This is a genomic window from Paenibacillus sp. J22P15, from assembly GCF_056269345.1.
This window is the reverse complement of the sequence record NZ_JBWDNT010000008.1, coordinates 98,977-112,474: the sequence shown is the minus strand read 5'-3', so window position 1 is coordinate 112,474 and position 13,498 is coordinate 98,977. Positions and strand designations below refer to the sequence as shown.

The following is a 13,498-nucleotide window of genomic DNA, read 5'->3' as shown; positions in this document are numbered from 1 at the left end:
ATGTAAGGCGATACATTCATTATAGACGCCCTACATCGCGATTTCAAGAGATAAATCGATTATTCTGTAACAATATCCTCTGATTTGGCGTAAGACGCCGCACGATCCTCGAATGGCTCAGCATCCTGGACTGTAATCGAGAACTCTGGCATCTCTGCTGTCTCTGGCATAGTAGGGTTTTTTACCGGAACAATGAGATTAACATTTTTATCATTGCCTCCTACCTGCTGTATGATAAATGCACTGAATCCATTGAACGATAATTTGAGTGTTTCATTATCGCCATAGGCTTTAATTGCATCCAGCAAGTATCGAACATTAGAAGAAATAACGATCTCGGTGCCATCCGCTCTACTTGGGCGAACATCTTCTACGAGTGTTCCAAACTCCGACTTCAAGCTTGTGAAGCGCAGCTGCTTGTCCTTCGGGTTAAGCTGCATGAAGGCCAGGGATGCTCCCATATCATCCGCATATATCGAAATGCGATCAATGATTTTCTTCAGATCACTAACGCCGATTTGGAAGCTTGTCGCATAGTTTGGCTGAATCAAGCGATCGATTGGCGGATAAGTTCCTTCGATTGTGCTGGAGAAGATCGTAACATTCTCCGTCTTGTAGATGACCATATTGTTGCCGAATCCTATGCGGACATTAGTGGCTGTTTTTAAATGCTTACTGATTTCAGCGATCACAATGGCAGGAACCGTTTGACTGATGTCTTCTGCTTCGATATCGACTTCATGGTAAACTCGCGCTAAGCGGTACTTATCTGTTGCTGCGCAGCGGAATTGGCCGTCTTTAATCTCGTGGGATACGCCCATTAGAACTGGTGTGCTGTCTGATATCGCAACAGCGAAAGAAGTCTTCTTATACATCGAAAGCAGTGCGCCTGCCGGCAATTCAAAGCTATTCTCTTCTTTGATCGCTGGGAAATCTGGATACATGGCGTGATGCTGTCCGACAAGTGCTGCCTTGACTCCGCCACACTTAATCGACGTGGAAAGACCATCGAAAGTCATGGTGATTGAGCTGCCAGTCACTTTGTTGATCAGGTCAATAAACTTCTTGCCTGGGAATACGATCGCTGCGTCGGAGCCATTTTCAAATACGAAGTCTTCCGACGAGATTTCTGTCTCGGCATAGAAGTTTCCGTTTGCAACACGAAGACGAATACGATCCTCCCATGCATGCATGTAGATTCCTTGCAGGATTGGCGAATTTGTCTTGCTAGGAAGACCGCTCTGGATACGATGCAAGGCGCTGCGAAGTGCATCCGTCTCGATCACCAGCTTAGATTTTTGATCACTTGAAAAAGCTTGTTGGTCAGCTTGTTGCTCAAGTACAGCTTCATGGGTAAGGGTCATCATGTTAATCCTCCGCTTCGTAGTCATTACCGTTATTTTGTGAAAAGAATATGCCGCCGTCAGGTGGCTACTGATTCAATAGGACATTATTTACAGTGAAAGAATCATGATGCGAAGATTATTGGATTTAACAAGCTTCTGCGCATTAAGTGGAATCGGTTGCCCAGCTTCCCGAAGAAGCGTCATGTTAAATTGATCGACATTGCTATCATTAAGATTTGCCAGTGCAGTCTTCTCTTCAATGAATCCAAATATGGAATAGCCGGCATCTGATTCAGCTGCGTGAGGGAAATACTCTTTGCCCGCTGGCAGACTATCCGCCATTATTTGCATTTGATCCTGATTTATCGTTTTCTTCCCACTAAGTTTAAGAAATAGTCCATCCATGATTTCTTTTCCTCCTCTTATTTTTGTGGTGGTCGACCGCCACCAACATTCCATGTATTTATTCTTGTTTCCCTTCCCGAATCGGAGATCCATTGTGAGATACGCCTTGGGATAATGACAGGACTTGGGCCACGCTTCTTCTTTTTTGGTGGTATAGGCTCTTCTTCGTCTTTAGCTTTCGCTTCTTGTTGCGCCATGATTTCATCACCTCCAAAGAGACGTGGGAGGCGCCTAAAAGAGCGCCAATTCCCCTTGTCCTTCCACAATCTGATTCTTCTTGCTTATGCCACGATTAAGATCACGCACATTCTCAACCATAGAGAACATTTCCTCTACATGCGTCAAGTACTCTGCAAGCTCCTTGGCTTCCATGCGTCCAGACGCAACGTCTGTTTGCATTTTAGTCACGATGCCCGATTGAATCTCACGAAGTCTTTCCATGCCAAGTGGGTTCTGCTCATAATTGTCATAGCCACTGTACTCGACATTTCGAAGCTCGCCATGAGCCTCATTTATTCGCTTCCACCGGTTCTCTATAGAGTCGACATTATCCAGTCGACCTTCGCTCATGAGCTTCTTGGCCAATGCATTAATGCCATCGCCAGAGTCAGCCATCGCGCGCAAACCTTCTTCAGAGAACTTACCTTGCAAGGCCATAGCCGCATCAATCTTCTTCGATATGTTTTCAAGAACATCGGTTTGGATGGTTTCACGATAAGCAAATGTGAAGACCTTTACGTCTTTGGTTTGCTTGATCCGCCAAGATCGACGAGATGCTTGCATGTAGTTGTATGCTGAGTAATCCATTTGATAGAAGGCGATGTTCGGGAAGTATAAGATATCAAGACCGACAGCCATCAAGCGAGAGTTGGCAATCAAGATGTCCCAGTCATGCTTCTCCATCTTATCGCGCAGCCATTTCTCACGGTCTTCCGGCTTCGGAAACTTCATGCCGTCATATTGACCACTAGAGCGCATGATTCCAACATTGTACCCATCAAGCTTCAGCTTATCGTACAAATAAGTATCCATTGGGACACCTGAATTTTCACCAGTGAATCGGGCGTAAATCATCATCTTACGGCCCTTCTGCTCAACCTCTTCATCAATCAGATTCAGAAGAGAATAGTACTTCGAAGGACTGAACTCGTGCTCGTCGAAGTTTCTTGGCCGTGCAAGAACGCGTGTTGTTCCATCCTGATCATACGTGATTTCGCTTTGTCTGAAAGGTGCATCTGCATACTGATACAAGCGGGATACGTAGGTAGAAACGTGCTTCATGCCGCCTTTTGCAACATTGAGACGCATTGCATTTCCGATCTCTAATTCTAGAGTATTATAAGCCTCGCGATGCTCGTCACTCATTTCCACGATGATTGGATGCTCGGAGTATGGCGGAAGCGCATAGCCAATATCAGAGAGCTCAATGAATGCACAATTGCTCATTAAGAATCGTGGGAATACTTGCGGCGAAACGCCAGGGTGAATCTTTGTCTTATTGCCGACACGCGGGTTTCCTGTGACCGTTGTTGCTGTACGCTCATATACACCGTATCGTTGAACAAACAAGCTCATTTCATTGTAGCCGATGCCTTCACGCTTCAATCGCTTCGGATCTAGTCTTGCAAGCAGATAGAAAATATCTGTTGCCATACCGCCGAGCAATGTGCCTGTCAGCAAGATTTGCTTAGTCGTGTGATTTACAAGCTGACCAAAAGCATTTGCACGATCAGAGTCGCCAGCCTTAAACTCATGCACCTCGTCAACGATTAGATACTTGAAGAATCCGCGACGAAGGTATTTATTGATATACCAAGCTGGAGACACCTTACGGCTTGCCGAGTCTATAGCCAATTGCTTTGGCTGACGAAGAATGAATCCGCAAGTTTGTGTTGGCTCATTAGGATCAATGACATCATAGGATGGCAGCGACTTTGTTGGCACCGTATTCTTACAACGATAGTTCATCTCATTCATATTTAATGTGGTACTAAAAGTGCCGTCAGCAAGCCGCTTGCGCCGCGAAAAGAAATTCTCTCCAGCGATACGATTACGCTGCTCACGCAGTGGATTACCACAACGAGGACAGTGCATGCCTGTGTATCCAGGTCGTGCTTCTTCTACCATGGAGAATCCACGGTGAATTTCCTCAACGCTAGGGCGAATACGAACCTTACGGCCTTCTGCAGCAAACCGCTCTTTGTATTCAGCAAGCTGGCTTTCGCCGTCTTCTGGGTTCTCAGGATCAAATGTCATCCCTACGCGGAAATCCTCAATTGGCTCCATAGGAAAGGTTTGCTTTGATACGTCACTCGACATCACATAATACTCAATTTGCGATGGCTTGTAGGAGTGGTCGCGCAGCTTCTTCACATCAGTCCAGCGATTGATCTCAAAGATCTTTGCATCTGGCACACGCTCAGCGATTTCTCGCTTCCACTTCTTAACGGTGATTGCTGGAACAAGAACCAATGCACGGAACGGATCAGGCTTTTCTTTCTTGCAGTTGATCGCCTCGGTCACATAGGGAACGATTTCACCCATGGATGTCTTACCGCTTCCTGGTTCGCCGATAATGAAGGCGTAGTTGTCAGTCATAAGAGTCTTTGCCACACCCATTACAACGTCTGCTTGAGGCGGGTAGAGTCCTGTAATGCCTTGCTCATTGGCATGCATGTTTGAATGCCAGATGGAGCGATGATGATCCTCTGTATTTGGATCGAAGCGAAGTGCACTGTTCTCCTGCACGCGGTTGCCCAGTTCGCCTGCAAAGTTCTCAAGATACGAATCCAAGCTATTGCAATCTTTTAATACACCCTCGTCATCTAACCGACTGTCTCCTTGATTGAAAGAGCCAAACATAAACTCGCCGACTTGGATGGCTTCCGTAATGATACTCTCGAGCTGCTCTTCTGTGATGCGCAACATTCCTGCGCGAAGATCGTAGCTTTGACCATAGCTTCGTACTTGCAGTTCACGGAAATAGCCCATCATGATACAAGTTTCTATAATGTAATCTTGCCACTCTGGAAGCATTGGCGTGTTATACCAATCATTGAGCACCTTGTATAAGTGACCATGCAGATCTCCATCCCAAGCAAGTATAACCTCGCTAGGGGAAGGAATAGGTGGCTGTCCATTTTCTAAAGCTGCTTTGTTCTTTTCTTCCCAATCCTGACGACGCTTTGGATCATACTTGGCAATCTTCCGTACGAACAAAACGTTTGTCATGTCCTCAGTCTTGCTGTCGTACATGTCAAACGCCTTTTTGTCTGATACGTACACATTATAGGACTCGTGCCCTTCATCACGGCTGGAACCCTCGCTGCGACGAACAATGCCGGCTTTGATGTTTTGCATTTCCGCCATCATCATTTTAGCTTTTGTATCGGATGCAATAACATTGGCCAAGATGATTTCATTTCGAGTAGTTGGATCTGTTACAATCAAATCTATATAAGCCGTGTCACTCTTGCCTCGGTTTACATATAGCTCCAGCGTATATATTTCGTCGCTGCGCAGTTCTGCCATGAATGGCACCCTCCCTTGTTATTACAGTAGTTTGTGAAACTCCCCGTTTCGATCCAAGAATTTAATGCCGATGTGGAAGTATTCCTTTTCAACGATCTTTGTTTCTTCCCGTCCATCCGGCAACTCTTCTGTCACATCAGTTTCCGTCGAAAGCTTAACTACGCTTCCCTTTACCAAGTGCTCATCTGGACCTGTTCCAATATAGCCGTTCAAAAGCCCACTAGATAGCAAAAGTCCAATATGACCTTTATGCAACTGAGTAGGCGGCTGCGGAACCTCATTGCTCAAGTCCAAGCCATGATTCTTTACATAGGTACTAATTGTTGTAGAGCGCTGCATTATCTGCAAAACCTCTTCTTTTGTAATGCTACCGACTCGGAAATGAAGAACATCTTCTCGCTTCTTTGAAGGTACGGTATATGTAGGTTCAAGTTGCGGCTCAATAGTCGGAATGTCTTTCCATGATTTTGTCTTATGCGTCATAAGCTCATAAGCAAGTTCTTCATTCCGCTCTACGCGCTGGCGCTTTCTTGCGATAATAATACATTTGCGATAGCTCTGATACTCGTCATCATCAAGTCTTACAATTTGAATATCCTCGTAATTGTTCACTAGCTTGAAGCAGATTTGACTATCAATAAACTCCTTAGGCGTAATGAAAACCAATATACCTTTAGGAGCTAAATACTTCGTAACCATGGCAAGCATGAATTTATCATCCCGGTATGTTTCTGTCCGCTTCTCTTGCTCACGAAGCATGCGGCGATATAGAACCTGCCGATCTTCGATGGCTTTCTTCACCTTCGTTTCGATCTCTTGCCACTGTTTGAAACGCTGCTCGTCAGTAATGCCATCCATGCCAAAGTCTACCTCCACGACTTCTGGAGGAAGAACAGGGCCGTACACCAATTCACCTGGAGCTTCTTTTACTTCTGATGCAGGTGTCTCTGCAAACAGATCTATTTCGAGTTCTCTCTTTTGCTGTTCGATCGCCATGATGCGGCGTCGCTCTTCGGCTTCAAAGTTTGGAATCTGGAATGGATCAAACCCGTCAAAAAGATCATCCATGAATCGGTAGTCGACCGGCGGATTCACCACTGCGAGTGAGAATACATCATTTGTAATCTTAGACTGACTCTTTACGTCAGCCACGCATGCTTTGACAAAGCCGTAATCCCTCTCAGCACTGATACTTTCTCCTCTATAGCCACAAACACCATACAATGCACGATCGACTACTCCACCTGTCAGGCTGCCTAGAAAGGATCCGTCCTCGCAGGCGAAATCTACAGCTGTAACGGGCTTGTCTTCAGGAAGCTTTAAATATGTTTTCAGCAATTTAGCTGTGTATTTGGATAACGGATCATTGATTTTATCGGCGATCATTGGATACCCTCCCATAGTAAATCTAAATCAAGATTAAAGCTTTCTTTACTCACACTAGGAACATCAGCCGTCAGGCTGTTCACGGTTTTGATCGTATCAATCGATAGGCTATCGAAAATAATTCCATCCGCGAGTTTCGCATTAAACTTCGGATCTGTGGCAAACTTAATGTCTTGCTGCACTTTTTCAATTAACTCGAGCGGGACGCCCTTTTCAACAAAACCTCTTGTTGTTTTCATTTCACGACCATGCCAAGCTTTAATGTCTTTGAAGCGAATGGATATTTCTCGACTTGTAGATACAGATTGATCCTGCTCCAATTGTGCAACTAAAAAAGGAACAGGCATATCAAGATTAAGCAAGTCTTCACCTGCTGTTTGAAATCGAATCATTACACGAAACATGGTACCGCTTATATCAAATCGCTTGTTCATGACACGGAATCTTCCGAGATTGCCGCGGTCGTCATTGAACCAATCGAGATTTCTCAAATTCGAAAGTATATGTAAGGGAAGGCCGGCTGTTTGTATCGATAAAGCATTGAATAAATACATGGACAAGAGTTCCACTTTATCACCTCATAGGGTATTATAGCACAACATGGGCAAAAAGAAAGACGCTACAAAGTAAAAAATGTAACGTCTTGCAATATTTCTGGATATAGCTGATTTTATCTTCAGGACGCTGCGAATCTTAATCACGCGAGCTCTTGTTATCCCTCTGGTCGCAATATGTATTCCATCCCCATACTGCAAACAAAATGGCTATAAATAACCACAAAGTACCTGAGCCAAACTGATTTGGAACCCATATTCCCAAGTAACTAAGCAGAGCAAAGATCACGGCAAGAGAAACAATAATACCAGTACGAATCAATGTTATTTTCATCGCTATGCCGTATGCCTAGCTGCTTGATCTAATATATTGAACACAACTTGAAGTTGATCCATTGCCAGCTCAGTTAAATACGTGAACTGCTTTGTATTCATGATGCATTGTTGGTGCAGCTGAGCAAGCATATTTGGACCACGGGATTGTAGCTGGCTAAGTAGTGCATTGACCTGATTCTCCAAAAGAGCTCGCTCTTGCTGGATCTGCTCGGTCTGCTGAACTTTTGCCATCTCTTCTTGGCTTGCACTGCCACTATGGTATCCAAGATTATCGAGTGCGCGTCCTGCTGCGGATTCTTCGCAATTCTCCACCCAGGCTGTCTTGTCTGCTTGCTTTCCACCGGCGATCGATAGAGAGTAGCCGATACTGTCAGCGTTTAGCATAAGTCCAATGGTGGCCGCTATGACGCCAGCATTATCCGAATTTACTGTTTGAGCAAGCTTAGACACTTCCGCTAAAACGGCTGCGTCCGAAACACGAGTGGACTTGTCTTTCCAAATGAGCGCCAAAAATACGACGAATTGATTAGCATATCCAATGCCTGAAACTTGCACGGGGTAAATAATAGAGTTGGGATGATCATTACGCAAACGAGATTTTCTCGACTTGACGGTTTCATACTTTGCAAGATCAAATACGCGATTGCCGCCACCTGAATTATACTGCTGCTGACTCATAAGCTACAGCTCCTTGTTGTTTATGGATTTGGATTCGCTTGTTCCTTATACTTGCGCATGATCTCTGTAAGATTAATGCTCATGTCCACTTTATTTTGCTGAATCTCAATCATTGTAGCTGGGATGCCATGCCCTTCAAGGTACTTTCTTTGCTCCCAAGCCAGATCAAACGTACCACAGATGGCATCGATTTTGGCGACGCCACCCTCTTCTTTAATGACCATGCGTAAAGTTTTTCCCATGGTACCCTCCTAAGCCGACAGTTTAATAATAACAGCATCATAGCTAATATTAAACATATCGCTGACTTGTCGAATATAGATATCGCGCTCAATCGGATCTTCAATCCCATCAAGAATACGAACTGCTTGCATGATTCGAGTAGACTGCAGCTCTGCGATTTGACCATAATGGTAATCAATCGTGTTCTGTGTATCAGTGTGCAGGCGCTTAATTTGAAAATGATGCAATGGCATAGCTGCATTGTCGATCCATCTAGACAAATCATCCTGGCGACCGTAAAACTGGTCGCAGAACTCACAAGGATCAATGCCGCCTTCGAGAGGAACAATCAATGACTCGATCCCATGCTTTGAGAGGATCTCGCTATCGCGCATAGCCGCCTTCCAGCCAGCCTCATCGCCGTCACGCATACTTAGAACCCGTTTAACGCCATAACGCTTTAGAAGCAGAACCTGAGCTTCTGTGAGTGCTGTACCCATAGTGCTGATTGCATGTTTTGCACCATACTTCTGAAGCTTGATGACATCGGTCCAGCCTTCAGCCAGAATGGCCACTCGCCACTTCTGCAGATATTCCTTTGCGGCATGTAATCCATAGAGGAATGTGCCCTTCTCGAATACAGGGAATGGATGATGCTGAAAATTAGTATGATCGCTTTTAAGTGGATGGCGATCCAAATATTTTGGAATGGTCGGCTTACTCTGTGACCGAAGAGTTTCATTTGTCTCTTTTAAAACATGATCAGGCATGAGAACACGGCCAGTAAAGCTTGTAATATTATCGTTATGGTCAAATAGCGTAAAGACAAGGCGATCTTTGGTATTCAAGAAATCAAAATCTACATTGTCTCCCCAGCCAAGCTTCCATGTCACGATATCAAGCATGGTGAATCCTCTATGGTACAAGTAATCCATAGCTTCTTTATTAGACAAAAGGTTCTTATGGAACCGATCAGCAGCTGCCGCGCAGTACTCGTACCATCTCTGCTGCTTGTCTACCGCCAACTGCGAAGCCGGATCCATGGCGGGCAGCGGCTCTCCAAGAAGCTGAGCAAGCCATTCGATAGCCTCACCTAGATTACATCGAAGCATTCCTTTGATGAATCCGTAGACATCTGATGACTGAACGTCGCTGTGCATGCGACTACCAGCCTTGCAAGAGTGGCAATGAAATGTATTTGTATCAGGATTAACTTGCATACTTGGTTCTTTATCTTGATGAAATGGACAGCTCGCCATAAAAAGGTTTCCTTGCTGCTGAAGCGGGATGAAGCTCCTAATTACGCTTACAATGCTCGCCTTGCCTTTCAGATGAATCTTAAAGTCGTCCGGAAACGATCGTGTTGTCATGCAAAATGCCACCTCCAGATCAATAGTAAATAATCATGATGAATTAGGACGCGTCAGCGACCCGTTATTACAAATAAAAAAGGAGCCCGGAGGCCCCTATTTACCGTATTGTGTGATGTAACGATACAGGTTAGAAACTTCTTGCGTATGTTGCTTTTTAAACTCTCCAAAACCAAGACGCTGTGCATGACTTGGCAGACGCTCATACGCATCAATAAGACTATAAAGTCCTTGAACAGAAATCTGAATGCGACTTAGATCAATTTTGCGATCATTTTGTTGTCGCATTTCATCCATATGTTGACGCATTTGCTTCATGTCATTCTCGTTAGCCTCGAGTTTTTTAATATTTTCATTTCGCTCTTCGATCAACATTTGAATCATTTTCTTATCTTCAATGGTGGATAATTGCTGAGAAAGGTCTTGCATATATAGGACATGCTGGTGTATAGATTCTGTAAGAACAGACATGATTTCACGATCATCTTTTTTAAGGAGCATTTCTGCATTTGGAAGTGCATTCGATCTCGCCTCGAAGTCTGAAATATATTCATCGAGTCCTTTTTCACGTTGTTCCATGTGTACATCAAAAGCATCTTTTTCTTTTATTGAGGATGCATGTTCCTGATGAATAGTCGATTTTTCCTGAATTTCTTCCTGATTTTTTTCCTGAAGAACACTCTTTACCTGATCTACAACTATATCATCAGACTTTGGATTCTCAGGTTCATTGTAAGGTGGTAAGTCTTTAGATTTGTATTGATCTGAAGCCTCCGTTGACTGACCCATAGCTTCTTGAGAAGCTTTTAACAGCTTTGCAAAGATCTCAGAGTCCTCCCCAGGATTCGAGATAATTGGGAAGTTCGATTCATGGTTTGGTATACGATAAATCCGACAGTTATATCGGCCTTTTTTATTTGTAGTAATTAATTTACCTTCATCAACAAGCTTATTGAGATGATAATCCACGGTTGGCGGGCTAACATCGAACTCTATAGATAAATCTTTAGCTGAAACTTCGCCCTCGATACCGCCCTTCTTTCGAATCATCTCATAAGCTAAATTCAACAGATGTTCGCGATCGACATTTTTTCTTGCTGTTGATGCGCTCATAATAGACGTTCCTCCCCCAAGTCTTCATTCTATAATCAATTGTGTTTAGTGTCATTGTGTCCCGTTACAATTGATTATAGAACATGATGCAGTAAATATCATTAGTTTTTTTGAGGAAGCTCCATTTTTTGAACGATTTCTTCAGGAAGCTCATTCAGGAACCGTGATGCCTCTTGTGCTTGCATGCCTCCACGGTAATTGGTTCGCATCTTCGTCGTAGTCAAATAAAGCTCTCTTTCCGCGCGTGTTATGCCAACATACATAAGGCGTCGTTCCTCTTCTAAATCCTCTTTTTCCGTGCTACGCCAAGAAGGAAACAGTCCTTCATTGCAGCCGACAATAAATACGCAAGGAAACTCAAGGCCCTTGGATGAATGCAAGCTTAACATGCGCACAGCATTGTCTTCGTTGCCTTCGCCAAAATCAGCAAGTAAAGAGATCTCTTGCAAAAATTCACCCATAGTCTTTTCAGGATTTTCTTTCTTGTAGCTCTCCACTTGACGCAAAAACTCATTGATATTCTCAAGTTTCTCTTGCGCCTCTTTTGTCGTCTTGTTGGCCCATAGAGCCCAATAGCCGGTTTGCTCGACCATATAGCGGACAAACTTCAAGATGTCGTGTGTCTTTCGTGATTCAATATCATCAAGAAGATTCATGAAGTCTTTGATCTTTGTGATCGTACCCTTCTTGATCTCAGGAATATCCTCACAGGTCTTCATGGCACGAAACAGGCTAACGGTGTGATTGTGGGCATAAGCCACCAAATGATCCTGCGAAGTGTCACCGATTCCTCTTGCAGGTTTGTTCATGATCCGAGTCATGGCCCCATCGTCTTTACGATTATGAAGGACACGCAAATAAGCAATAACATCCCTGATCTCTTCTCTCTGATAGAAACCAGTTCCTCCGATAACCTTATAAGGAATCATCTGATGTATGAAAAGTTTTTCAAAATTAGCAGACTGATCGTTCGTTCGGTAAAGAATAGCGAAGTCCTTATACTTTGCGCCTTCTTTCACCTTTTTGGAGATGACATAAGAGATGAAAGCCGCCTCTGCCTGCTCATTTGCGCATGTGACTTGAACAAGCTTTTGTCCACCAGGCTTATCTGCAGTGAGATCGCGATGATCCTTGTCGTTTGAATCGTTTCTGTCGATCAAAGTATTACCTGCTTGCACGATAACTTCCGTAGATCGGTAATTCTTATGAAGTACGATTTTTGTGCATGGAAAGTAATGATTCTCAAAGTTCAAGATTAAGCCAACATTCGCGCCGCGGAACTTGTAGATGGACTGTCTGTAATCACCTACTACAAATAAGTTGTTTTGCGGATAGGCGAGCAAGGCCAATAATTGAAACTGAGCATGATTCGCATCTTGATACTCATCAGAGTATACATACTTAAATTTGTTCTGCCAGTAGTTGCGACATTCTTCGAAGTCACGAAGTAGCACAACCATGTTCATAATCAAATCGCCAAAATCCATGGCATTTTGCTCTTTCATAAGCAGCTGGTAATCGCGGTACACGATCGACATACACTGATCGGCAGTTGTCTCCGCATTGTGCATCGCACAAAATTCCGGATCCCAAAGCTTATTCTTTGCATTATCGATGTAATGTAATGCAAGTCCTGGCTTGTATTTTTTGGTGAGACCATGAATCTCATAAAGTCGATCAATAAGATTCAAGCAGTCACCTGTATCATAAATGGTAAAATTGCTTTCGTAATTAAGAAGCTGGCAATGTTTGCGCAGCATCCGGACGCACAGGCTGTGAAACGTCCCCATAAATAAGTCTTTAACTTTATCCTCGCCGACAGCTTTGGCGATTCGACCCTTCATTTCTTTAGCGGCCTTATTGGTAAAAGTGGCGCAGTAGATCTCGCCTGCCTGTATATTTTGAGACATCATATTAGCGATGCGGTAAGTTAGCGTCTTTGTTTTTCCTGATCCAGCTCCAGCTAACACCAAGACTGGTCCATAGAGGGTTTCGGCAGCTCTGCGCTGCTCAGGATTTAACTCGCTCAATAAGCTTTCAATCGTGGACGGCGCAGGTGCGCTAATGGTTTGTGTAGACATAGGTGATCCTCCTTTGATTTGTCCCGGTGAACCGGAGCGTTAGCGATATTTTTAAAATCTCCATTTGGTAGGCAACTTGACCCACCTTCCATTCCTATGCTTGATCTCGTGCATGCAAATAACGCAGCCAAGCTTTCCTCCGCCAATCAAATAAACTTTATGCGCACACGGGATTATCGATTTCCAGATCCCTTTAAGACACTGTATCATGGAGAAAATCCCCCTTTTATGTAAGAAAGCCGCAATTTGCGGCTTCCTGAATACTTTTTTACACTTCAGCAAGTGCATCTGCAAAACGCTTCTTGAAAGCTGCAACACGCTGCTTTGTAATCTTTTTGTTTTCGATGTATTGTTGTCCAGCAACATGAGACAGACGACCTTCTTCTGCTCCTTGGAACTGTTCAACGAGTTCATCAAAAACTTCTTTCATCTTAGCTGTGTTAGCCATAGTAATAACACTTCCTTTTAATATAATG

12 protein-coding genes are annotated in these 13,498 nt (G+C 44.0%); all 12 read right to left on the bottom strand.

Annotated features, from left to right (window positions below):
• Positions 1-59 precede the first annotated feature (59 nt).
• Entirely contained in the window at positions 60-1,367 is a 1,308-nt protein-coding gene (dnaN, locus tag AC0YN6_RS18020; RefSeq protein ID WP_475748487.1) for a DNA polymerase III subunit beta, read from the bottom strand.
• Positions 1,368-1,454: 87 nt separating this feature from the next.
• Positions 1,455-1,751: a hypothetical protein gene (locus tag AC0YN6_RS18015; protein ID WP_475748486.1), complete on the bottom strand. Its 297-nt coding sequence runs from the start codon at positions 1,749-1,751 to the stop codon at positions 1,455-1,457.
• Between the two features lie 17 nt (positions 1,752-1,768).
• Positions 1,769-1,948, bottom strand: a complete 180-nt coding sequence (locus AC0YN6_RS18010) for a hypothetical protein (protein ID WP_475748485.1) — start codon at positions 1,946-1,948, stop codon at positions 1,769-1,771.
• Positions 1,949-1,982: 34 nt separating this feature from the next.
• The gene (locus AC0YN6_RS18005; protein ID WP_475748484.1) at positions 1,983-5,282 is read right to left on the bottom strand and encodes an SNF2-related protein; all 3,300 of its coding nucleotides are present in this window, start codon (positions 5,280-5,282) and stop codon (positions 1,983-1,985) included.
• A 21-nt stretch (positions 5,283-5,303) separates the two neighbouring features.
• Positions 5,304-6,668 carry a DUF6094 domain-containing protein gene (locus AC0YN6_RS18000; RefSeq protein WP_475748482.1) on the bottom strand — a complete coding sequence of 455 codons (1,365 nt, stop codon included), beginning with the start codon at positions 6,666-6,668 and terminating at the stop codon, positions 5,304-5,306.
• The gene (locus AC0YN6_RS17995) at positions 6,665-7,237 is read right to left on the bottom strand and encodes a hypothetical protein (protein WP_475748480.1); all 573 of its coding nucleotides are present in this window, start codon (positions 7,235-7,237) and stop codon (positions 6,665-6,667) included. The genes AC0YN6_RS18000 and AC0YN6_RS17995 overlap by 4 nt, the downstream gene beginning before the upstream one ends.
• A 321-nt stretch (positions 7,238-7,558) precedes the next feature.
• Positions 7,559-8,236 carry a hypothetical protein gene (locus AC0YN6_RS17990; protein WP_475748478.1) on the bottom strand — a complete coding sequence of 226 codons (678 nt, stop codon included), beginning with the start codon at positions 8,234-8,236 and terminating at the stop codon, positions 7,559-7,561.
• A 20-nt stretch (positions 8,237-8,256) separates the two neighbouring features.
• The gene (locus tag AC0YN6_RS17985) at positions 8,257-8,478 is read right to left on the bottom strand and encodes a hypothetical protein (protein WP_475748477.1); all 222 of its coding nucleotides are present in this window, start codon (positions 8,476-8,478) and stop codon (positions 8,257-8,259) included.
• A gap of 9 nt (positions 8,479-8,487) precedes the next feature.
• Positions 8,488-9,828 carry a CHC2 zinc finger domain-containing protein gene (locus AC0YN6_RS17980; RefSeq protein ID WP_475748476.1) on the bottom strand — a complete coding sequence of 447 codons (1,341 nt, stop codon included), beginning with the start codon at positions 9,826-9,828 and terminating at the stop codon, positions 8,488-8,490.
• Between the two features lie 96 nt (positions 9,829-9,924).
• Entirely contained in the window at positions 9,925-10,941 is a 1,017-nt protein-coding gene (locus AC0YN6_RS17975; protein ID WP_475748475.1) for an ArsR/SmtB family transcription factor, read from the bottom strand.
• Positions 10,942-11,042: 101 nt separating this feature from the next.
• Positions 11,043-13,022, bottom strand: a complete 1,980-nt coding sequence (locus AC0YN6_RS17970; RefSeq protein ID WP_475748474.1) for an ATP-dependent helicase — start codon at positions 13,020-13,022, stop codon at positions 11,043-11,045.
• 268 nt (positions 13,023-13,290) lie between these two features.
• Positions 13,291-13,470 (bottom strand): hypothetical protein, encoded by a 180-nt coding sequence (locus AC0YN6_RS17965; protein WP_475748472.1) that lies wholly within the window; start codon positions 13,468-13,470, stop codon positions 13,291-13,293.
• Positions 13,471-13,498: the final 28 nt, after the last annotated feature.

Bases quoted from the DNA above. Each gene is read 5' to 3' on its own strand.
- AC0YN6_RS18005 (WP_475748484.1), bottom strand. From the start codon at position 5,282: ATGGCAGAACTGCGCAGCGACGAAATATATACGCTGGAGCTATATGTA.
- AC0YN6_RS17985 (WP_475748477.1), bottom strand. From the start codon at position 8,478: ATGGGAAAAACTTTACGCATGGTCATTAAAGAAGAGGGTGGCGTCGCC.
- AC0YN6_RS17970 (WP_475748474.1), bottom strand. From the start codon at position 13,022: ATGTCTACACAAACCATTAGCGCACCTGCGCCGTCCACGATTGAAAGC.
- AC0YN6_RS17990 (WP_475748478.1), bottom strand. From the start codon at position 8,236: ATGAGTCAGCAGCAGTATAATTCAGGTGGCGGCAATCGCGTATTTGAT.
- AC0YN6_RS18015 (WP_475748486.1), bottom strand. From the start codon at position 1,751: ATGGATGGACTATTTCTTAAACTTAGTGGGAAGAAAACGATAAATCAG.
- AC0YN6_RS18000 (WP_475748482.1), bottom strand. From the start codon at position 6,668: ATGATCGCCGATAAAATCAATGATCCGTTATCCAAATACACAGCTAAA.
- AC0YN6_RS18010 (WP_475748485.1), bottom strand. From the start codon at position 1,948: ATGGCGCAACAAGAAGCGAAAGCTAAAGACGAAGAAGAGCCTATACCA.
- dnaN (WP_475748487.1), bottom strand. From the start codon at position 1,367: ATGATGACCCTTACCCATGAAGCTGTACTTGAGCAACAAGCTGACCAA.
- AC0YN6_RS17980 (WP_475748476.1), bottom strand. From the start codon at position 9,828: ATGACAACACGATCGTTTCCGGACGACTTTAAGATTCATCTGAAAGGC.
- AC0YN6_RS17975 (WP_475748475.1), bottom strand. From the start codon at position 10,941: ATGAGCGCATCAACAGCAAGAAAAAATGTCGATCGCGAACATCTGTTG.
- AC0YN6_RS17965 (WP_475748472.1), bottom strand. From the start codon at position 13,470: ATGGCTAACACAGCTAAGATGAAAGAAGTTTTTGATGAACTCGTTGAA.